Genomic DNA, 20967 nt, shown 5'->3' with positions numbered 1-20967 from the left:
CCCTGTGATATACATTTAGGTATGGTTGATAAAAACCTAATTTAACTTCGCTAAACTTTCTTCCAAAAGCTGAATTTTAGCTTTTCCATCTGCTAGTTTTTTGCGTTCTCTTTCAATCACAGCAGCAGGTGCGCCATTAACAAAACGTTCGTTGCTGAGTTTCTTTTCGATTCCCATAACAAAACCTTGTTTTTGCTTTAGCTCTGCTTCTAATTTTTTGCGTTCAGCAGCTACATCAACCTTTTTCTCAAACAATAGATAATACTGCTCTGTACCTGCAATAAAAGCAGCCCCTTCATGTTGTTCTTCTGAGGTATAATTCAAACTTTTGAGGAACGCAATTCTTTCTATGGTTGCTTTGATTCCATCCTCTGCCAAAAACGAATGAGCAGCAGGCGTATCCTTAATCAGCAAGTCCAAAGGTGCTTTAGCCGACAATTGATTCTTATTTCGGGCATCACGAATAGCAGACACTAGGTCTTTCATAATACTCGTATTGTATAAGAATGTTTCATCAAAGGCACCAGCCGTAGGCCAAGTGCTAAGCGTACAATCATCCCCCTCGGCACGATTATCTCTTAAATGTGCCCAAATTTCTTCGGTAACAAAAGGCATAAAAGGATGCAACAAGGTCATAAATTTCTCAAAGAAATCAATGGTTGTATCCAAGGTCGCTCGATCAATAGGCTGTTGATAATCTGGCTTGATAATTTCTAAATACCAAGAACAAAAATCTCCCCAAATGAAATTTTTCAGCGTTTTAGCCACTTCTGATAATCGGTAACTTTCAAACCCTTTTTCGATAGCATTTAAGGTCTTATTATACTCTTGCTCTAACCATTTTATGGCAAAAGCATTGATCTTAGCAATTTTATCATTGGCAGGTTTATCGGTAACAGGCAACTCTTTAAGCAATTTTAAAGCATTCCATAGTTTGTTGCAGAATTTGCTACCTGTATTACAAAGGTCAGATTCATTTTGAATACTGGTATTGGTTTTGTCTGTAAATGGAGCATCAAAAATGACATCCCCACCAGCAGCAGCAGCAGAAAGAATTCCAAAACGAACACCATCTGCACCATATTTCTTAATCAATTCGATAGAATCAGGAGAGTTGCCCAATGATTTACTCATTTTGCGCCCCAAACGATCTCGAACCATCCCAGTAAAGTACACATGCTTAAACGGATGAATGCCCTTTTCTTGAGCAATTTCTTCACCCAATAACTCAGGAGCCCATTCATAGCCCGCCATAACCATACGAGCTACCCAAAAGAACATAATGTCCCACCCCGTAACCAAAACATTGGTAGGGTAGTAATATTTCATTTCTTCTGGATTTTCAAAGGCATCAAAAACAGACATTGGCCACAACCAAGACGAAAACCAAGTATCTACTACATCCTCTTCTCGCTCCAAATCCTCTAGACTTAGGTTGGGATTATTTAGTTTTTCTTGAGCTTGTTGCAGTGCCTCTTCTGCCGATTCAGCAACAAAGAACTGCTCCTTATCCTCTTTTAGGTACCAAGCAGGAATTTGTTGTCCCCACCACAATTGGCGAGAAATACACCAGTCTCTAACATTCTCTTCTTTCAACCAATTGCGATACATATTAAGCATATGTTCGGGCAAAAAGTTGATGGTTCCATCTTCAACTGCTTTTAGGGCAGTAGCAGAAAACGGATCCATTTTTAAGAACCATTGTTTGGTCAACTTAGGCTCCACCACAGAGTTCGTACGCTCAGAACGCCCAACACTATTGGTGTAGTTTTCTGTTTTAACCAAATAACCTTGTGCTTTTAAATCTTTCGCAATTTGCTTGCGAGCATCTTCTCGATCCATTCCTACATAAAACGGACCTTTTAGACGACCATTATCGTGCAGCATATCAATAACTTCTAGGTTATGACGCTGTCCAATTTCATAATCGTTCATATCGTGAGCAGGAGTAACTTTTAAGGCACCCGTTCCAAAATCCATTTTAACATACTTGTCAAAAATAATGGGAACAACACGATTAACCATTGGTATAATTACCTTTTTGCCTCTAAGGTGCGTATAGCGTTCGTCATCAGGATGGATTGCTACTGCTGCATCTGCTAATATTGTCTCAGGACGAGTTGTTGCAATGGTTACCCATTCGTCTGTTGTGCCTTCTACTTGGTAACGAACGTGGTACAACTTGGAATTTTCTTGATTGTGAATGACTTCCTCATTGGACAAAACAGTTTGAGCTGCGGGATCCCAGTTGGTCATGCGTAGACCTCTATAGAGCAAGCCCTTTTTGTGCAAATCCACAAAAACTTTGATAACTGCTTTGGATAGTTTGTCCTCCATTGTAAAACGAGTGCGTTTCCAATCGCAAGAAGCGCCCAACATTTTTAATTGTTCGAGGATCATCCCTCCGTATTTGTCTTTCCAGTCAAAGGCATGTTTTAAAAACTCTTCACGGGAAATATCACTTTTTTTGATGCCCTGTTCACGTAATAATTTCACGACTTTAGCCTCCGTTGCGATAGATGCGTGATCGGTTCCAGGAACCCAGCAGGCGTTCTTGCCCTCTAAACGGGCCTTGCGGATTAAGACATCTTGAATGGTATTGTTGAGCATGTGCCCCATGTGTAAGACCCCTGTTACATTTGGTGGAGGGATTACGATGGTATAAGGTTCTCTATCGTCTGGTGTAGAGTGAAAATAACCTTTGTCCATCCAATACTGATACCATTTAGACTCCGCTTCTGCTGCATTGTAGTGCTTTGGTAAGGTCATGATTGAATTTTTTATAGAAATTTAATGAATGTGCTCTATTCTCGCTTTGGTTTATACTACTGCAATAACAATTCAGTTCCTTAAATGAAAGATTAGATTAGTAGATAATTCTTTATCAAGGAAGAAAGTTCCCAATTTTTTAAGAAAACCCTAATTGTGAGAATGAAGCACAAATTTAATAAGTTTTTTACCTTTGTGAAATTCCATTTCAATAATATTATAGGATTTTATGCTATCAATAGTTTGTTGAGGAAATATCCTTGATCGATTCTAAAAAATAGTTGACGGTCTACGGCACCTTTTTTGTGTTTTTGCGGTCAATTCATAATAACAAAATATAAATTATAACCTTAAAAATAGAGAGATATGAAGATGAGCAATTTATTGATTATAGGCACTTTCATTTTATTGGGAATTGTAGCCTGTCAACCTCCAGAGCCTACTATTGAAGATTTGTTTCCCAAGCAATTAAATCTATTACAGCATGGCATTCCTATTGCGATCCAAACACCAGAAGATGCCAAGGTAACCAATCGTTCAGATAATTTTATGCAGGATGTTATTGTGGAAGGAACCGATTATTATGTCCAAATCTATAGCCAAAATGCTACCGCACTTAGTTGTAGTGATTTGGCGACAGAGGCTCAAAGAGAAATTGAAACAGGAGCGAATACTACTTTTCAGCGGATGATAAAAGAAGAGGATTGTGGATTTATTTACGAAGTACAGGCAGCAGGAGATACGACCAAGTGCTACAATTTTTCTTATTATCGAGTGCAGGGCAACAAATCGTTTAGTTTTAGCACTACAACGGGGCGCCGAAAACCATTTACGCAAGAACAGGTAGAGCGTATTTATGAAGCGGTAAAAGCTCAAAAATAAGTGCGACTTAGAGGATGTTTTGTTTGAAAATTTGAAAATGTGCAACAATTGTCACATTTTCAAATTTTCAAATTTTCAAATACTGCATGATAGGAGTATTATAAACCCAACTCATCCACCAACTCCATCCATCTCATTTCTTTTTCTTCCAAATTTTCATTGAGTTGATTAAGTTCTTTAGATAGTTCTGCGATTTTTTCAGGGCTTAAATTTGTATCGTTAAATTGCGCTGTAATTGCTGTTTTTTGATCTTCTAACTTGCTGATTTGGCGTTCTAAACGCTTGACTTCTTTTCGTTCTTCCTGAGAAATTTTACTAGCTGTTTTAACAACAGGTTTTGCAGCAGCCAGTTCTTTCTCTTCGGCTTTGGTTTCTATCGCTTCTTGCTTGGAAACTGCTCGGTAAGCAGAATAGTTGCCTGGAAAATCACGAACGAATCCATCTCCTTCCAAAACAAAGGTATGTTCTACAATTTTATCCATAAAATGGCGATCATGAGAAACAATAACAATACAACCTGGAAAAGTTAAGAGAAATTCCTCCAAGACTTGCAAGGTCATAATATCCAAATCATTGGTCGGCTCATCCAGAATTAAGAAATTAGGGTTTTTCATCAAAATCGTCAATAGATACAAGCGACGACGCTCTCCACCACTTAGTTTAGAAACGTAAGTTTGTTGTTTTTTGGAATCGAAGAGAAAACGCTCACAAAGTTGTACCGCAGTCAGCTTTTGTCCTTTGTGCATGGGGATGAACTCGGCAATATCTCGAACAACATCAATAACACGCTTGTCCTCCTTTAGTTTCATGCCACTCTGAGTATAATAACCAATTACAATGGTATCGCCAATGACAATCTTTCCTGCATCAACCGTTTCTTTGCCAACCATCATATTCAGTAAAGTACTTTTGCCAGCGCCATTTTTACCGACAATACCTACCCGATCTCCCTTTTTGAATTTATAGTCAAACCCTTTTAGGATGACATGTTCACCATAGCTTTTATGAATGTTGTGCAGTTCAATAATCTTGCTTCCTAGACGAGTCATCTTAATGTCTAACATGACCTCATCATTGTCTAGTTTGCGTTTTGCTTTTTTCTCTACCTCAAAAAATTTATCAATTCTTGCTTTTGCTTTGGTTCCACGAGCTTTAGGTTGCCTGCGCATCCAATCTAATTCTTTACGATAAAGATTTTGAGCTTTTTCGGTGGTAGCTGCAAAATTATTTTCACGATCGGCCTTTTTTTCTAAATAATACCCATAATCACCCGAATATTTGAATATTTGTTGTTGGTCTAACTCTAGTATTTGAGTACAAACGCTATCTAAAAAATAGCGATCATGCGTGACCATAAAAATCGTATGTTTTCCTTGTTTGAGATAGTCTTCTAGCCACTCAATCATGTCCAAGTCCAAGTGGTTGGTCGGCTCATCCAAAATCAAAAATTGAGGTGCATCAATCAACACTTTTGCCAGTGCTACCCGCTTTTTTTGACCACCAGAAAGCATTTTTACCTTACGATCCATGTAGTCTACCTTTAATTTAGATAAGATTTGTTTGATTTTGAATTCATAATCCCAAGCCTGCATCCTGTCCATAGCAGACATCGCTTCTTGCATGCTTTCTACATCGTCAGGATTAGACAGACTTTTTTCATAAGCCAAAATAGCTTGCATAACAGGATTCTCAGAGTTGTATACTGCTTCAAAAACTGTAGATTCCAAATCCAGATTCGGATCTTGGCTTAAATACCCAATCGAAATTTTATGATGCAGCCAGACCTTTCCTCCATCTGCTTCTTCTTTTTTCATGATAATATCCATCAAAGAAGTTTTTCCCGTTCCGTTTTTAGCAATAAATGCTACTCGATCCCCTTGATTGATATAAAAAGTAATGTCTTCAAATAAAACTCGTTCTCCAAAAGATTTGGAAACCCCTTCGACCGTTAAGTAATTCATAATCTATTTGTAAATGATTGCTTGCAAAAAGCGCTTTGGAATAACAATGGCGTATGTAATGTGAGTCTAAAAGCAGCGATTGATACCCGCCAATAGTCAAAACTACGGTTTTGCGTTAAGTTTTTCAAATATATAGGTTGGCCTTCTTAGTTCCAAATTTCATTGGATGCAGTAAGAATTATGGGCTCATCTTTAGTAATAAGGATGGTGTGTTCATGTTGAGTAACATATCCACCTTTATTGCCAACTAGTGTCCATCCATCTTTTAACTCAACAGCGTATGAAGAATCGGTAGAGATAAACGTTTCAATTGCTACCACAGAGTTTTTTTTAAACCTTTTTTTATTAAAAGGATCTCTACAATTTAGTATGTTTTCGGGGGCTTCATGTAGGCTTCTACCAACTCCATGTCCTGCTAAATTTTTAATTACTTTGAAACCTCTTTTTTTAGACTCCGTTTCAATCAAAAAACCAATATCAGAGATTTTTGTTCCATGTTTGATATGTAGGATTGCTTTTTTTAGAATTTCTTTAGAAGCTTTTACCAAAGGAGAGAATTGATTTAAATCATTTCCCAAAACAAAGGAGCCCCCATTGTCAGCCCAAAAACCATTTAATTCAGCCGAAACATCAATGTTTACCAAGTCTCCATTATTTAATATCTTTTTACTGGATGGAATACCATGTGCAACTTCTTCATTGACACTAATGCAAGTCCAACCTGGGAATTGATAAGTAAGTTTAGGAGCAGATTTAGCGCCATAACTTTCTAAGATGCTTTTTCCATAAAGGTCTAACTCTTTAGTAGACATGCCAACTTTAGCATAATCCCTCATTTTTTTTAGCGTAATTCCGACAACAGAACTAATTAGCTTTATTCCTTCTAATTCTTTTTCATTAGTGATAGACATTTCTTTTCTTTAATTTTTCTGAATGGTTTGCTTGCAGACAAGAACAACAAATATAGGATATATCTATCAATGCCTGTGGTTTCGATACAAAATTTAATGGTGAGCAAGCAGAATACAAATTAAAAATGCAGAACCAAGTTAATTGTTTAAGCTTGAAATATTAGCTTGTTTTGTTTGTTTGTCTTGATTATTAGCTTTTTATGAATTTGTTGGAGCTTTGAATGTGTAGAAATGGCTAGAAAAAGACAAGAAGAAATATATTTTGTGCCTTATTTTAGAGTCAGGTTTTAGATCAAGTGATGCGTTTGAGTTTATGAGTTAAACTTTAGTTATATGACTTGATAAGAATTAGCGTTTTTAGGACTAAAAGTAGAGTGGAGAAATCTTACTCTTCTTTTAGTTTTTATAATTTATGTTGAAGTTGCCTTACTCTGTGGAATATTCGTGTTAACAACTTTGGCAAAGGTATAAACCACCCTGATTAAACATTGATCGGCTCTTGGCATTCAGCCAAGAGCTTTTTATATATCCTTGGTGTCAGGATCAAACCAAGTATGATAAACGCTCAAAGCCCCAAAATATAATAGAGACAGAACCGATACAATCCTAGTGATTCCTATTGCTGTTGGCAGTTGATAGTTCCATTCCACCAAAACCAAGAGCACAAAATTGCTAACAATCAGCGAAATAGTTGCCAAGATATTCAGTTTCATAAATTTTTTGGTACGACTAGGGTACAAGTACTTAATGGGAACAAAATGTAAGATGGCAAAGACAATTACCAAAATAAAATTTCCCATAGGAGGCAGAGCGGTTACATAATATAAATAGAAGGCGACCAAGTTCCACATAACAGGAAAACCAACAAAATATAAATCTCTGGATACCATACCTTCTTTGCCATAATATAAGGTTGACACTAATAGAATAATAGCCGCCGCCCATATCCTCAAATCTTCTGGAATCAAGCCTGCCTCGTAGACGATAAAAGCAGGAATAATGGCATAGGTAGCAAAGTCTATGACATAGTCCATGGTTTTTCCTGATACATTAGGTAAGACTTCTGTCACCTTAAAAATTCGTGCAAACGTCCCATCTACACCATCAATAATTACCGTTAAAAACAGCATGGCAAAAGCCATAAAAAAATCGCCATTAGCAACCGATACAATGCCCCAAAAACCTGCAACAATTCCCGATGCAGTAAAAGCATGAACGCCCCAAGCTGCTGCTTTTTGCCCAAAGGTATATTCTGTTTGTTTTTCCATCTTTCTTTATTTAAAAAAGCAAAATACAAATATTTGGGTAATTGCAAATTAGAAAAGTAGAATTACATTTTTTTATTACTTTTATAAAATGTTAAATAAGCCTAGAATCTAATCCAATCTATTTGCCTAATTACTAACGCAATGAAAATTCCAATTAAAGCATTTGTTCCAACAGCAATTATGATGAGCTTTTTAGCTGCTGTGGGGGGGTATCTATATTTTTTTACGAATAATGAGGTTTTTTGGGGAGGTTTTATCTCCATGCTCTTTTTTTATGGGGTGGTCTTTTTTATGGGGAGTTACATTGCTGCTCAGAAGGGAGATAACAGCAGTGAAGAAGAAGTGATGTTGGCAGGACGTTCTATTCCGTTGTGGATTGCCATTTTTACCATGAGTGCTACTTGGGTAGGAGGGGGCTATATCAATGGAGCAGCAGAAGCAACTTATAGCTCTGGTTTAGTTTGGGTACAGGCTCCTTGGGGCTATGCGTTGAGTTTAATTGTTGGTGGTCTGTTCTTTGCCCAAAAAATGCGTCGTTACCAATTTAAAACCATGTTAGACCCTTTGGCACAACGATTTGGAGAAAAGGTAGCAGCTTTTTTCTTTTTGCCTGCTTTGACAGGGGAAATTTTTTGGACGGCAGCAATTTTATCGGCATTGGGATCTACTTTTGGGGTTGTGCTGGGACTTGATTTTCAGAGTTCTATTGTGTTATCTGCATTGATAGCGATTGCGTATACCGCATTGGGAGGGCTTTGGGCGGTCGCCTTAACCGATGTAATCCAGATGGTTTTATTGTTATTGGGATTATTTATAACCATTCCTTATGCGCTTGATTTTGTAGGGGGGTGGGATACCGCATGGGCTGCCTACCAAGTTAAATTTGGAGCAGCAGCATCTTTACTACCCTCTACAGAGGCTTTAGGCAGTTATTATTGGAACTGGTGGGATTATGCTTTATTATTGATTTTTGGTGGAATACCGTGGCAGGTTTATTTTCAAAGGGTATTATCTGCCAAAGATGAAAAAACAGCCCGTAATTTATCCATTTTGGCGGGTGTTGTTTGTTTGATCGCAGCCATTCCGCCCATTATGATTGGAGTAGTTGGAAATGTAGCAGATTGGAGCACCTTGGGCGGAACGCCTGCAAATAGTCTTGAGATTTTGCCAATGGTGATGAAATCTATGACCCCTTCTATTGTGGCAACAATAGGTTTGGGGGCTGTGGCAGCAGCGGTGATGTCTTCGGCAGATTCTTCCATTTTGTCTTCTTCTTCAATGGCAAGTTGGAATGTCTATCGACCTATTCTAGATCCTCAGGTGAGTTCTGAAAAGCTGGCAAAAGTAATTAAATCTTGTATTTGGATTGTAGGAATTGCAGCAACATTGATTGCATTACAAGTTAAAAGTATTTATGCCTTGTGGTTTTTGTGCAGTGATTTTGTCTATTGTTTGTTGTTTCCTGCCTTGGTTTGTGCTTTATTTGATCCCAAAGCTAATAAATATGGTGCAATAGCAGGACTGCTTATTGCTGCTGTATTGCGTTTTGGAGGAGGAGATGCTACTTTGGGAATTCCTACTTTTATTAATTATCCAATTATTGATGCAGGTGCAGAAATGCTTGATGGTGTTCGAGTCGCTGTTTTATTTCCTTTTCGAACTTTAGCGATGATTTCTGGTTTAATAAGTATTATTATTGTTTCTAGAATGACTCAAAAACAAGCTCCTCCCCAAGAATTACAGTTGGTAGAGGTTGGTTTGAAAGGCGAAAATGGATAAGAAGCCTAGATAATTGAGTAAAAAGGGCAACGTATGCCCATAAATTATAACCAATGAATGACTATAAAACTGTTGTCTTAGGGGCAACTACGAATCCTCAGCGTTATGCGTATCGAGCAGTAGAACAATTACAAGAACATGGAATTGAAACAATTCCTGTTGGCATCAGAAAGGGGAGTACTGCGGGAATTCCCATTCGGAACGACCGCCCTACAATCGCTGCTGTACATACCATTACTTTATACCTAAACGCCCAAGTTCAGCAAGAATACTATGATTATATTCTTAGCCTAAAACCTAAACGGGTGATTTTTAATCCAGGAACAGAAAATCCCGAACTTTATGGGCTTTTAAAAAAAGAACTGCCCGAAACCATTATAGAAATAGCTTGCACCTTGGTGCTATTATCGGTTGGTAGCTATAAGACCGTACTTAATCGTCCTGAAAATATTAAGCAAGACTAGGACTAAAAGTTCAAAAAAAACACTATTTTGAGAACTAAAATGATTCAAAAAATAGCAAGTTAAGTTCTTCTACTTAACTTCATTGCTACGTGTAAAGTTGTATTTAGTTGATTATTAGGCTAATATAAGTATACTGTTTAAAATGGTAATTGTATTGATAACCTAGCTTTGTTAGTTCATGTAATAATCGATTGAATACAAGATGCTTTTTTGTGAAAAAAGCAAAAAAGCCACGGAGTATTATAACTTCAATAGTCCGCTTTTTTATAAAAATAGAAACGGCAGACTACTATAACTTTATAGTAAATAAATATTATGGCAAAGATCCTAATTATAGATGATGAACCAAGTATCCGCAGTGTCCTGAGAGATATTTTGGAAATGGAAAACTACGAAGTTGAAGAAGCTAAAGATGGTATTGATGCTTTATCTAAGGTAAAGAAAACCAAATTTGATGCTGCAATCTGCGATATTAAAATGCCAAAAATGGATGGCATGGAATTGTTGGAACGAGTGAATATATTGAGTCCTGATACTCCTGTTATTATGATTTCGGGGCATGGCAATATCGAAACAGCAGTAGAAGCTGTAAAAAAAGGAGCTTTTGACTACATTTCTAAACCACCAGATTTGAATCGTTTATTGATTACGATTCGAAATGCCCTAGATAAATCTTCTTTGGTGCAAGAAACTAAGGTGCTAAAGAAAAAAATAAAGAAGGGGGGAGGAATCCAAACGATTATTGGTGAATCTGAGGGAATTGATAAAATCAAAGCAACGATTGACCGAGTGGCTCCTACTGATGCACGGGTTTTGGTAACGGGACCTAATGGTACAGGGAAAGAATTAGTTGCTCGATGGATTCATGAGAAAAGTGAACGTGCTCAAAATCAAATTGTAGAGGTAAACTGTGCTGCAATACCAGCGGAATTGATAGAAAGTGAATTGTTTGGCCATGAAAAAGGTTCGTTTACTTCTGCCCATAAACAACGCATTGGTAAATTTGAGCAAGCGCATGGTGGAACTTTATTTTTAGATGAAATTGGGGATATGAGCCTTTCGGCACAAGCAAAGGTATTGCGTGCTTTGCAAGAGGGACGTATTACTCGTGTAGGGGGAGATAAGGACATTAAAGTAGATGTACGGGTTATTGCGGCTACAAACAAAGATTTGAGAAAGGAAATTGAAGCAAAGCGTTTCCGAGAAGATTTATACCATCGTTTAGCCGTGATTATCATTCAGGTGCCTTCTCTTAATGATAGAAAAGCAGATATTCCTTTATTGGTGGATCATTTTATAGAATCGGTTTGTAATGAATATGGTCGCCCGAAAAAAGAAATTGAAGATGCTGCGATCAAACTATTGCAAGAAGTAGATTGGACGGGGAACATTCGTGAATTGCGAAATGTGATAGAGCGTTTGATTATTTTAAGTGAACAACAAATTACTTATGCTGATGTAGAGAGTTTTGTTTTGCCTACGATGAAGCGCCATAATCAACTTAAAGCACTATTTGATAAGTTTGAAAATGTGGAAGCATTACAAGCGTTTGTAGCTGGTGAATACCAAAAATACAGTGCCAATAAAACAAATGTGTAACTTAGTTAGAACACTAATATTTCTAATCGAACAACATAGATTTAAAATAAAGTCCATTCTGAATTTTTTAGAATGGACTTTACTTTTTTGAGGAAAGAAGATCGGTATTGGTATCTTAAAACCATGAGCTTAATTGCCATGAAGTATTTGGGTAAATAATTGGTAGACTGTGAGAAAGGGCTGTTTTTTTTGAGGAATTTAGTTTTTTGTATTTGTATATCTATTAGGCAATAAGTAGGTTTATATGCAATTTACTTAAGTACCAAAAAGCTAGATTATGAAAAATTATTTACTACCAATTCTTTTATTTGCAAGCCATTGTCTTTGGGGACAAACGGTTTCAACTTTTTTTAGTTCTCCTGCTCAACGCATTGATGATGCCCTTTTTGCAGATCAGCAAGGAAATGTTTATGGATCGCACTATCAAGGTGCTAATGTATATAAGGTAACAGCCTCTGGGCAAATTAGCCCTGTTGCAGTTGGTCTAAACACGCCCAATGGTTTGGCTTTTGATACTCAAGGTAACTTATTGGTTTGTGACAATGTTGGAAATCGAATTTATAAGTTAGACTCTACAGGGACGTATTTAGATACCTTCTTTGTTACTAATCCTTCTGGGATTATAAAAGAGCTAGATAGCGACACCATGATTTTTACAACCTATACTGGGCATCAATTGATGAAATTAGCCCCTGATGGGAGCATAAGCCCTTTTCATGCAGGAGCGCCTTTAAATGGTCCAGTTGGTTTGACTTATGATGATAACGGGCAACTTTATGTAGGCAATTTTGGAGATCGAAAAATATTTAAAGTGTATGAAGATTCGTTGGCTTATGTAGCAACCATTCCTGGAGGATCTTATTTGGGATTTATTACCTATGCACAAGGCGCTTTGTGGGGAACTACCTTCAATCAGCACAAAATATATAAAGTAAACCCTTCTTTTATTGACAGTGTGGTTTGGTACACAGGCTTGGGGCAAGGTTCAACGAATGGGGCGATTAATCAAGCTACCTTTAGTCAGCCCAATGGGATTGTTGCTAGTCCATCAGGAGACACCATTTATATATCAGATTTTGGAACAGGAGAAGTTAGAATGATTAGTGGCATTACATTGGATCGTTATTTGATCCCAGAATCTCAAACCTTGCATTTGACTTATCCTAATCCTACCAAAGATAAAGCGACTGTTGTTATTGATCAACCTTTTAACAGTATTAACTTAAAATTGGTAAATATAGCAGGGCAAACTATTTTATCTCAATTAACGGTTGTTGAAACAGCTTATACGTTTGATTTATCTACCTTAGACAATGGCATTTATTTTATTTTGATCACAATGGATGGGAAAACAGAAGCTGTGCAGATCATAAAGCAGGGCTAGTTATTCCTATATTAGGGATAAACTAACATATAAAAATGAGACAAAAAAGCTATGAAATATTAATTTCCAATTGGTTCGTTGGAGCTTTAGGAGTACTTTTATTAAATGATTTTATCTTAAAAGAACAGTACAACAACTGGATAACAGGCAAACTTTCGGATGTTGCAGGGCTGTTTGTTTTTGTCTTGTTTTGGGGAGCATTATTCCCCAAATTTAAAGCGAAAATTTTCTGGATCACAGCGATCCTATTTGTGTATTGGAAATCCCCCTTTAGTCAGCCCTTTATTAACGGTTGGAATAATTTTACTCCTTTAAGCATCAGCCGTGTCGTTGATTATACCGATTTAATAGCGCTTTCAATTTTACCTTTTGCCTATTTTATAGCAGCTCAAGAAAAACAGTTGAAGCGACTAAGTATAACTCCTGTTTTTCCAGCATTGGGAGCCTTATTTGCCTTCTGTGCGACCAGTTATTATCATGATGTGGAGATTAAGAAACGCTATGATTTTGAAATTTCAAAGCGGCTATTAATTGAGCGTATTAATCAACTAAGAGAAAAAGAGTCCCAATGGCCCATCTCGCCTTATCTAAATAATGCAAACGATTTTTTTATCAATTCTTGGGGCGAAGATCAAGACACCTTATGGCGTTTTATTTCAGATGAGAAGATTGTTTTTGATACCTTTTATTATGAACAAGAAGAAAAGATTGTTGAGCGAAAGCACTTTACAGTAGATTCTATCTATTTAGATGCAAAAGGAGCCGTTTATCATGCCGTTAATTTTGAAATGGAAGGGATTGTTTATCAAATGACAACTAAAATTGAATTGATTGGTGATGAGACATCTAGTGCTATAATACTTCAAAAGGCACGAATAGACAATTGGGTTCCTAAGGATAAAAAAAATAAAGAAACCTATTTGCAAACAAAATTTGAAGAAGAGTTGATACAAAAACTCCTAAAGAAATAAAAAGAGGGCTTGCTAAAAACGTATAGCAAGCCCAATTGGGATTGGAGTGAGTAAGAGCAATAATGGGTATTGCTGTTATTTATGAGTCTTTAATGTTTCGATTTCAGATTTTAGACGTTCAATTAAAGTTTGTTGTTCTTGTGTCGCCTTAATTAAGACAGGAATGAGTTGCAGATAAGTCATCCCCATACGCTCTAGTTCTATTCGAGTGTATTCTTCAGGTTTTTTCTCATCAAGAATTTTATTGTCGTGTGTCTTTACAGCTTCAGGAACCAAGGCTAAGGCCTCTTGAGCAATTAAGCCTAATTTTCTATCTCCAAAAGGATCTTGCTTTAGAATATAAGAAACAGGGCGCATTTTTAATACTTCATTCAAACCATATTGAAGTTCTTGAATGTCTTTTTTCTCTCTCAAGTCAGATATGTTGACAAAATTATCAGCATAAACATCATCCCAACCACGAGTAGTCGTAGAAAAACCTAAATCTCTATTAATGTGTGTAGTTGGAGAAAAGGCATTGTTGATACTTGTTTCAGAGGAGTTGTCCAACAAATATTCTACAGAACCGATCCCAATAGCAGTACCAACGGCACCAATACCTCTGTCAAAATCCGCTACATAGTCTACAACAGTAGTACCAATCGTTGCGCCATTTTGATAATCAGAAGCAGTAGAGCCAGAACCAAAACGAATTAAATTTTCACTGGCATCTAACCAAAAAGCATTGGCTCTAGTGTCTGATTCCATCCGAACATCAGCGTTATTATTGCCTTGCTCATTGAATACGGTAGTCCCATTGCCATGAATGCGATGGTTCATTAGGTTGTCTTCGTAAACATCAATAATACCGTCGTCAGCAGAATCGAAAATTCGAACCAAAATATCCCCCGTATTAACGGCACCATCTCGTAGGTAAATATCATCAGAATGATAAGAATTTCCCAGTACATTAAAGGTACCTGCTGAGAGATCGGTACCAATAGATACTCGATTTAGACCAGCATCCATAAAAAACATATCGTTATTCGTATTGGATTCGATTCTAAAGTTGCGATCCAAACCTTGTTCATTAAAAATAAATTGAGTATTAGCATCTAAATCAACCGAAGTAATACCGTTTTCCATAATTCTAAATCGGCCATCATTGCCATCATCAAATAGTTGAGCAAGGATAGTGCCTGCTGTATTTTCATCTCTCCAATAGACATCACCACCAAAGTAAGTATTTCCGTTGTCTATAACAGAAAAATGGTTAATCCCTCCATCCTGAATATGAAAGTCACCACTACTATTTAGGTTAAATGTCATATTATTAGTGTTTTGCGTAATCGTGGTATTCTCTAACAAAGAACCACCTAAACGAATGGCATTGGTTCCTGCATTTACATAAAGGCCATTTTCTGCATTTCTTCTTAATGCAGCAAGGTTGACGCTCTGAGTACCACCGCCATCTGTTACATTCAAGGTTGTTCCTGTAAGTGAAGCACCTGTATTGTATTCGTTACCAATAACAAAATCAGCATCATTCACTAAAGCAGATAGGTCAACAACAGTAGACGCACCATCTTCAATGTCAATCGTTAAGTTATTTCCTGTTAAGGTAGCACCTGTAAGGTTTTGATCATCGGTTCCTGAACTTGTAGATAACATAGCCCATTGGCTGCCATTCCAGAAATAAAATCCTTGCCCACCACCACCTGTTGTAGTCGTGTTCGTATTGAAGACCAATAAACCTACTGCTGGGCTAGTAACGGGGGCAGCAGATGAAGTGTTACCAATGGATATTTGGGGAATTAAAATACCTCGATTGGTGTCTGAAATGTGTAGTTTTGCACTATTATGGGGAGTATTGGTACCGATACCAACATTTTGTGCAAATAGGGAATAATGGGTACCTGCCAAAAATAGCAGAGTGCCCAACATTTTGTGGAAGTTGTTCATTTATAAATTTGGTTTTGTGGAATAAAATATTTGGGGGACCTTCTGAGGTCAAATACAAAAATATTCTTTTTTTTGCAGAAATGATACTTTTTTGCGTTTTATTTTTTAAACTAATTGGTTGGTTAATAGTTGTTTGTGGGGCTAAAAGATAGCGTTGCTACTTTTTTATATTTGTGTTTATTGTGTTTCAATTGCTTTTGTGCAGCAATGATTTTTAGAAAAAAAAGACAGGAAAAAAAAGGCTGTAAATAAATAATCAAGGGGTATATGACCTTTTACGACCTCTTCGTGAAAATAGTTTTTGAGCGGTTATTTAGAACCGTAAAAAAAATTGGTGCAGAATAATTTTGTAGCTAATCTATTGGCAAAACATAGACCTGTTCAATAGATAAAAAAAAGATTGTTAAACGATAAAATTTAGCTTACTCGCCGATTTTTCCATTCATAACGTTTAACAAAATTGCCAAGGCTACCAATGATGGCGATATACCACCAGTGTAAAAACAAGGAAGGGATAAAGACACGCATCAATTGAGGGCGGTTAAAAAAGATTGTCATCATTCTTAAAAAGAAAAAATCAGCAATCCCTTTAAATCCAAATTTTAAGACAAACAGGAGCAAAAACACAGGATGAAAGGGCATTAATAAAAGATCTAAAAACATACTAATGCACAATATCCAAACTGTAGCTAACATAGCAAGCACTTGCCAGCCTGTATAAGCATCAGATTTAGAAGCCCAACGAATTCTTTGTTGCATAAACGATTTTAGGCTTGGTTTGGCATACGTTAGCGTTTGGCAGTTGGGGTTTTTGAGATAACCAATTTGATTGGGGTAGTCTGTGGCTATTTTTTGCATTAATAACATATCATCACCTGAGGCAATGTGATTGATGCCATCAAAGCCATTAACGGCTTCAAATGCTCTGCGCTCATAAGCTAGATTTGCCCCATTACACATGTTCATAAATTGCCCTTTTACACCAGCACCTGCCACTGCCATCATTCCCATAAAATCTAAACTTTGGAAGCGTTCAAATAAAGACTTTTCCTTATAAAAAGACACAGGAGCTGCTATAAACTTAGTTTGATGCCTTTCGTAATAACTCACTAAATACGTTAACCATTCTTTGTCCATGATACAATCTGCATCTGTTGTAACAATTAATTGACCTTTTGATTGCTCAATAGCAGCTTGAATGGCTTGTTTTTTTCCCATTTTACCAGAAGGGAGATTGAGCAGATAAAGGTTATTTTGGGAGTAAGCTTTTACCAAATCGGCAGTATTGTCTTCTGAATGGTCATTAACGACCCAGATTTGGAGCAAATGCGTTGGATAATCCTGTGCTAGCAGAGCCTCCAAACAATCAACGATATGCAGTGCTTCATTTCGTGCAGCAACAATTACAGTTACAGTAGTTTTGGGAGTATAATGAGGCGGAATATTCCATACTTCTAGTTTATTCCAATAATAAATATAAGAGGAAATGATGACTAAGTAGCCTATAATGAGTAGGATAGATAGGGTAGAATAAGCTAATAGCATAAAATTAAAAAGTTAATTTTTTTTAGATTAAAAATTAGGTAGAAATTTACAAAAGTAGTACTTTGGCAAAAAGGGAGGCAAAACAACTTAGCAAAAGAGGTGTATTGGAATAATTATTTATTTCAAATAAAAATTGCCATAAAATACCCCCAATGGTAAATTTTAGTAATTGTCACTTACTCAATCCCCAACGATGAATTACTAAGCAATAAGAACTCAAAATTAGTCAGGTATGCATCAATTATTCTCTATTGTAATACTACTTGTTATTTTAATAAATTCTACCAGTATAGCTCAAAATTCTACTTATCATAAAGATGCGATACAATTAGCAGCAAGATTAACAACGGATAAAGCAACTAGCTCTATCTCAGAACATCTGATCTACTCGATTGAAGATGCTTTGGTTGCTGTGTCAGAGGATCCTTCCATTGCGGCAAATGCTGTAACTTATCGTTATGATATTCATGCTTCAGAAATAGCTAATGTGAGCAATATACGTATAATTATTGGCAAAGAATCTGATTGGGGAAAAGACCTAAGCCAAAATCCCATCCAACGCACTTTTCCTGCTTATGATTTAAAACTGGAGGTCGTAGAAACCACAGATGCTTATATTGTATTAGATGCGTCTAGTACTAAGCCTCTTAATATGAGATTTGTCGCTAATGAAATTTCTATTTTAGATGGAGTTTGGATGGTCGAATTGCCAGGTGGTAGCTCAACGGATAGTGACATCAAATTGAGAGTGGTCGAAGAAGGCTACATTATTACCTATAGTTATCAAACAGGGGATTGCTTAGGGAGTTGTGATGAGGTACATTATTGGGAATTTGGTGTAGAGCATAACGGGAATGTTACCTTTTTGGGAGAACATGGTGCTGATTTGGCTGCTAATTCAAATCGTACGGAAGAAGATTTTTTTACTCAACTAGATGCATTGAGACCTTAAGTTTCCATTCTTACCTTCTATTTTTTAATACCGTAAGTTTTACCTTCTAAAAGTTTTAGAATCGTTCAATGATCAAGCAGTATAATTTATACTTTTGATGCTTTTTTTGTAATATTGTAGACCTCATATAGAGATGAAAAGTTTCTAATGAATCTTATAAGCTATGAGGCAAAATATTAGCATTAAAATAGAATAAAATGGACGAAAAATCGTTGAATATAGAAGATTTACGAAAGGACTATAACTTGTATTCTTTAGATAGAACAGATGTCTTTGAGTCACCCATTAAGCAATTCCAAAAATGGTTTAAGGAAGCGCAAGAAGCCAATATTGCGGAGCCTAATATAATGACGCTGGCGACAGCAACGGCTGATGGAATCCCATCTGCCCGTATTATGTTGTTAAAAGGAGCGGATGAAGAAGGCTTTCGTTTTTACACCAATCACGAAAGTAAAAAAGGACAGCAATTAGAAGAAAATCCTAATGTGGCATTGGTCTTCTTTTGGGAAGCGCTACAACGTCAAGTTAGGATACAAGGGCAAGTTTCTCTATTGTCAGAGGCAGATTCTACAGCATATTTCCAGAGTCGCCCTAAAGGTAGCCAGATCGGTGCTTGGGCTTCCCCTCAGAGCCAAATACTAACTGACCGAACTTTGTTGGAGAATGAGGTCAAAAAGGTATCCGAAGCGTATCAAAATCAAGATAAATTGCCTAAACCTCCACATTGGGGAGGTTATATTGTAAAACCTTATCAAATAGAGTTTTGGCAGGGCAGAAGTAGCCGTTTGCATGATCGTTTGCGGTATACCTTGACAGAGTTAACGCCTAAAAAATGGAAGATTGAACGCCTTGCACCATAATTAGATTGAATGACAACAATAGAAACGCTGATTGATTTTATTATCAAGAGTTATAGCAAGCGAAATTTTTGGGTTTTGTTTGGAGGTATTTGCCTCTGTTTAGTTGGCTTTGGGGTGGCGAGTATTCTTATTGGAGTAGGAAATCTAATTGAAAATACGAACCAACCTATTCAATTATTGGATACGCTATTTTATTATTCTCAAGAAACAGCCTATCAGCAACTAAAAGCTTACGGTGAGTATGGACGAGAAGTTTGTTTGTTTAGTACTTTGGTTTTAGATAGTTTCTTTCCTTTAGTATATGGTGCTTTTTGGGCCATTTTACTAGGGAAACTACTTGGCAAAACAGCTTATAGGTGGCTTGTATTATTGCCTTTGTTGGTAATAATAGTAGACTATTTAGAGAATACACATACGGCAATCTTACTGATTAATTTTCCAGAGGTCTGTCCTCTTGTTGTTTATTGGGGGAGTCTTTTTACCATGACCAAATGGATATTAATTGCTTTGGTGTTGTTCTCGATCAGTTTTGGATTTTTCTTAAGAAATCGAAAAAATTTCATCTTAGAGATCAATCAAGAGGATTAAAGAAAGCTAGTGCTTAAAAGAACGTATATGAGTTGGAATATAGATCGTATAAGCAACCTCTTCGGCACAAAGTTCGCCTTTTACTAGAATGGCGTTTTTATTTTTTTTAGATTCTAGAATTAATTCTCGTGTCGAACTCTCTCTTGTTTGCATGAGTTTATAACGCCCTCTTTCAATGACAAAACTAAGAAGGGCTGGATTAGGAACGGAAAGCTTTATGGAGGTTTCGACTAAAATTCTTGTTCCTTTGGTTTCTTTAAATACGACAGAGGCTCCTTGAATATTTACTCTGACTACTTCCACATTGTCAGTAACAATCGTTTCGTATGCCTTTTTTTTTATTTGCCCAAAACAAAAGCAAGTTATAAAAAGGCAGAAGAGGCTGGTAAAGAATAGTTTGGTGTTAAAGGTTGAAGGTTGATCCATGTATTTATAGGTCTCATTTTGGTTGTTTGAAAAATATAAAGATGCTTAGGATAAGGGGGTAGTGTTGATAAAGGTTTATTGTTCTTTAATGTGATGAAATACGGGGAGTTTTATCTCTAAGGCAATACAATATTACCTGCAAAGACAATAGTTTTTATTGTTGCTAGATTAAAAAGGGAATGATTCTAAAATTAGAATTATTTATTGGTATTTAGAGTGGATAATTGAGGGGTAACAATGCTGGAATCTTGGTTTTGGAATAGTTTTATCAGTTTTTTAAATAAAATAAAAAAAAATAATTAGATACTCAAATTTAATCTGAATGCTTATTATTTGTACAAGAATCTCTCCAAAAAGGTAAGTAGGGGTGCACTCTTAATAGAATGCTCAACTCAATAGAAATGATAGTTTTGATCGGCTTTTGGTTGTATGTCAGGTAGATATAAAGGAAGCTTTAAGGCGTTTGGATTGTTATTATCCCATCTTTAATATTTTTTTTGTAAAAAAAAAGAACGAATCCCCCAAATTTAAAAAAATCCCCATTTTAAAACTTATTTTTTCAAATTTGGAATATACACTATCTAATATAGCATGCCAAAAATGTTAAGCTGTGAATTAAGACGAACTTTTAGGTACTCCTAAAAATACACATCAATCATTTTCCTAA

At 36.5% G+C, this 20967-nt stretch carries 16 protein-coding genes; 9 read left to right on the top strand and 7 right to left on the bottom strand.

The annotated features are described in order from the left end of the window. Positions 1–36: 36 nt before the first annotated feature. Positions 37–2769, bottom strand: a complete 2733-nt coding sequence (locus AsAng_RS19405; RefSeq protein ID WP_264788753.1) for a valine--tRNA ligase — start codon at positions 2767–2769, stop codon at positions 37–39. A gap of 366 nt (positions 2770–3135) precedes the next feature. On the opposite strand from AsAng_RS19405, the gene AsAng_RS19400 reads away from it, so the two are divergent. After that, positions 3136–3651 carry a hypothetical protein gene (locus tag AsAng_RS19400; protein WP_264788752.1) on the top strand — a complete coding sequence of 172 codons (516 nt, stop codon included), beginning with the start codon at positions 3136–3138 and terminating at the stop codon, positions 3649–3651. A gap of 98 nt (positions 3652–3749) precedes the next feature. Here the strand turns inward: AsAng_RS19400 and AsAng_RS19395 are convergent, their stop codons facing one another. The 3 genes from AsAng_RS19395 to AsAng_RS19385 form a co-directional block, all read right to left on the bottom strand. Next, positions 3750–5612 (bottom strand): ABC-F family ATP-binding cassette domain-containing protein, encoded by a 1863-nt coding sequence (locus AsAng_RS19395; protein WP_264788751.1) that lies wholly within the window; start codon positions 5610–5612, stop codon positions 3750–3752. A 146-nt stretch (positions 5613–5758) separates the two neighbouring features. Further along, positions 5759–6523, bottom strand: coding sequence for a type I methionyl aminopeptidase (gene map, locus AsAng_RS19390; protein ID WP_264788750.1), 765 nt, complete (start codon positions 6521–6523; stop codon positions 5759–5761). A 521-nt stretch (positions 6524–7044) separates the two neighbouring features. Further along, complete coding sequence (locus tag AsAng_RS19385; protein ID WP_264788749.1) at positions 7045–7791, bottom strand: CDP-alcohol phosphatidyltransferase family protein; 747 nt, start codon at positions 7789–7791, stop codon at positions 7045–7047. A gap of 141 nt (positions 7792–7932) precedes the next feature. Here AsAng_RS19385 and AsAng_RS19380 point away from each other — a divergent pair, with 141 nt between their 5' ends. The 5 genes from AsAng_RS19380 (at position 7933) to AsAng_RS19360 (ending at position 13988) form a co-directional block, all read left to right on the top strand. Continuing rightward, entirely contained in the window at positions 7933–9570 is a 1638-nt protein-coding gene (locus AsAng_RS19380) for a sodium:solute symporter family protein (RefSeq protein ID WP_264788748.1), read from the top strand. A gap of 53 nt (positions 9571–9623) precedes the next feature. Beyond that, entirely contained in the window at positions 9624–10034 is a 411-nt protein-coding gene (locus AsAng_RS19375) for a CoA-binding protein (protein WP_264788747.1), read from the top strand. Between the two features lie 315 nt (positions 10035–10349). Continuing rightward, positions 10350–11633: a sigma-54-dependent transcriptional regulator gene (locus AsAng_RS19370; protein WP_264788746.1), complete on the top strand. Its 1284-nt coding sequence runs from the start codon at positions 10350–10352 to the stop codon at positions 11631–11633. 277 nt (positions 11634–11910) lie between these two features. Further along, entirely contained in the window at positions 11911–13017 is a 1107-nt protein-coding gene (locus AsAng_RS19365) for a T9SS type A sorting domain-containing protein (protein ID WP_264788745.1), read from the top strand. A 35-nt stretch (positions 13018–13052) separates the two neighbouring features. After that, a complete protein-coding gene (locus AsAng_RS19360; protein WP_264788744.1) occupies positions 13053–13988 on the top strand; it encodes a hypothetical protein in 936 nt (311 codons plus the stop codon). A 75-nt stretch (positions 13989–14063) separates the two neighbouring features. Here the strand turns inward: AsAng_RS19360 and AsAng_RS19355 are convergent, their stop codons facing one another. Both AsAng_RS19355 and AsAng_RS19350 read right to left on the bottom strand, forming a co-directional pair. Next, positions 14064–15929 carry a tail fiber domain-containing protein gene (locus AsAng_RS19355; protein WP_264788743.1) on the bottom strand — a complete coding sequence of 622 codons (1866 nt, stop codon included), beginning with the start codon at positions 15927–15929 and terminating at the stop codon, positions 14064–14066. A 417-nt stretch (positions 15930–16346) separates the two neighbouring features. Further along, on the bottom strand, positions 16347–17474 hold the full coding sequence (locus AsAng_RS19350) for a glycosyltransferase (RefSeq protein ID WP_264788742.1): 1128 nt from the start codon (positions 17472–17474) through the stop codon (positions 16347–16349). A 232-nt stretch (positions 17475–17706) separates the two neighbouring features. Between AsAng_RS19350 and AsAng_RS19345 the strand changes: the two genes are divergently transcribed. From AsAng_RS19345 to AsAng_RS19335, 3 genes are all read left to right on the top strand, one after another. Continuing rightward, positions 17707–18426 (top strand): hypothetical protein, encoded by a 720-nt coding sequence (locus tag AsAng_RS19345; RefSeq protein ID WP_264788741.1) that lies wholly within the window; start codon positions 17707–17709, stop codon positions 18424–18426. Positions 18427–18623: 197 nt separating this feature from the next. Then, on the top strand, positions 18624–19286 hold the full coding sequence (pdxH, locus tag AsAng_RS19340; protein WP_264788740.1) for a pyridoxamine 5'-phosphate oxidase: 663 nt from the start codon (positions 18624–18626) through the stop codon (positions 19284–19286). Positions 19287–19295: 9 nt separating this feature from the next. Further along, positions 19296–19874, top strand: coding sequence for a hypothetical protein (locus AsAng_RS19335; RefSeq protein WP_264788739.1), 579 nt, complete (start codon positions 19296–19298; stop codon positions 19872–19874). Between the two features lie 6 nt (positions 19875–19880). Here the strand turns inward: AsAng_RS19335 and AsAng_RS19330 are convergent, their stop codons facing one another. Next, positions 19881–20300 (bottom strand): hypothetical protein, encoded by a 420-nt coding sequence (locus AsAng_RS19330; protein ID WP_264788738.1) that lies wholly within the window; start codon positions 20298–20300, stop codon positions 19881–19883. Positions 20301–20967 lie beyond the last annotated feature (667 nt).

The sequence above is a fragment of the Aureispira anguillae genome, assembly GCF_026000115.1.
GTDB lineage: Bacteria > Bacteroidota > Bacteroidia > Chitinophagales > Saprospiraceae > Aureispira > Aureispira anguillae.
Note: the sequence above shows the minus strand (reverse complement) of the source record. Positions and strands in the feature narration are given on the sequence as shown.

Bases quoted from the DNA above. Each gene is read 5' to 3' on its own strand.
- AsAng_RS19375 (WP_264788747.1), top strand. From the start codon at position 9,624: ATGAATGACTATAAAACTGTTGTCTTAGGGGCAACTACGAATCCTCAG.
- AsAng_RS19330 (WP_264788738.1), bottom strand. From the start codon at position 20,300: ATGGATCAACCTTCAACCTTTAACACCAAACTATTCTTTACCAGCCTC.
- AsAng_RS19385 (WP_264788749.1), bottom strand. From the start codon at position 7,791: ATGGAAAAACAAACAGAATATACCTTTGGGCAAAAAGCAGCAGCTTGG.
- AsAng_RS19360 (WP_264788744.1), top strand. From the start codon at position 13,053: ATGAGACAAAAAAGCTATGAAATATTAATTTCCAATTGGTTCGTTGGA.
- map (WP_264788750.1), bottom strand. From the start codon at position 6,523: ATGTCTATCACTAATGAAAAAGAATTAGAAGGAATAAAGCTAATTAGT.
- AsAng_RS19355 (WP_264788743.1), bottom strand. From the start codon at position 15,929: ATGAACAACTTCCACAAAATGTTGGGCACTCTGCTATTTTTGGCAGGT.
- AsAng_RS19345 (WP_264788741.1), top strand. From the start codon at position 17,707: ATGCATCAATTATTCTCTATTGTAATACTACTTGTTATTTTAATAAAT.
- AsAng_RS19405 (WP_264788753.1), bottom strand. From the start codon at position 2,769: ATGACCTTACCAAAGCACTACAATGCAGCAGAAGCGGAGTCTAAATGG.
- pdxH (WP_264788740.1), top strand. From the start codon at position 18,624: ATGGACGAAAAATCGTTGAATATAGAAGATTTACGAAAGGACTATAAC.
- AsAng_RS19350 (WP_264788742.1), bottom strand. From the start codon at position 17,474: ATGCTATTAGCTTATTCTACCCTATCTATCCTACTCATTATAGGCTAC.
- AsAng_RS19395 (WP_264788751.1), bottom strand. From the start codon at position 5,612: ATGAATTACTTAACGGTCGAAGGGGTTTCCAAATCTTTTGGAGAACGA.
- AsAng_RS19370 (WP_264788746.1), top strand. From the start codon at position 10,350: ATGGCAAAGATCCTAATTATAGATGATGAACCAAGTATCCGCAGTGTC.
- AsAng_RS19335 (WP_264788739.1), top strand. From the start codon at position 19,296: ATGACAACAATAGAAACGCTGATTGATTTTATTATCAAGAGTTATAGC.
- AsAng_RS19400 (WP_264788752.1), top strand. From the start codon at position 3,136: ATGAAGATGAGCAATTTATTGATTATAGGCACTTTCATTTTATTGGGA.
- AsAng_RS19365 (WP_264788745.1), top strand. From the start codon at position 11,911: ATGAAAAATTATTTACTACCAATTCTTTTATTTGCAAGCCATTGTCTT.
- AsAng_RS19380 (WP_264788748.1), top strand. From the start codon at position 7,933: ATGAAAATTCCAATTAAAGCATTTGTTCCAACAGCAATTATGATGAGC.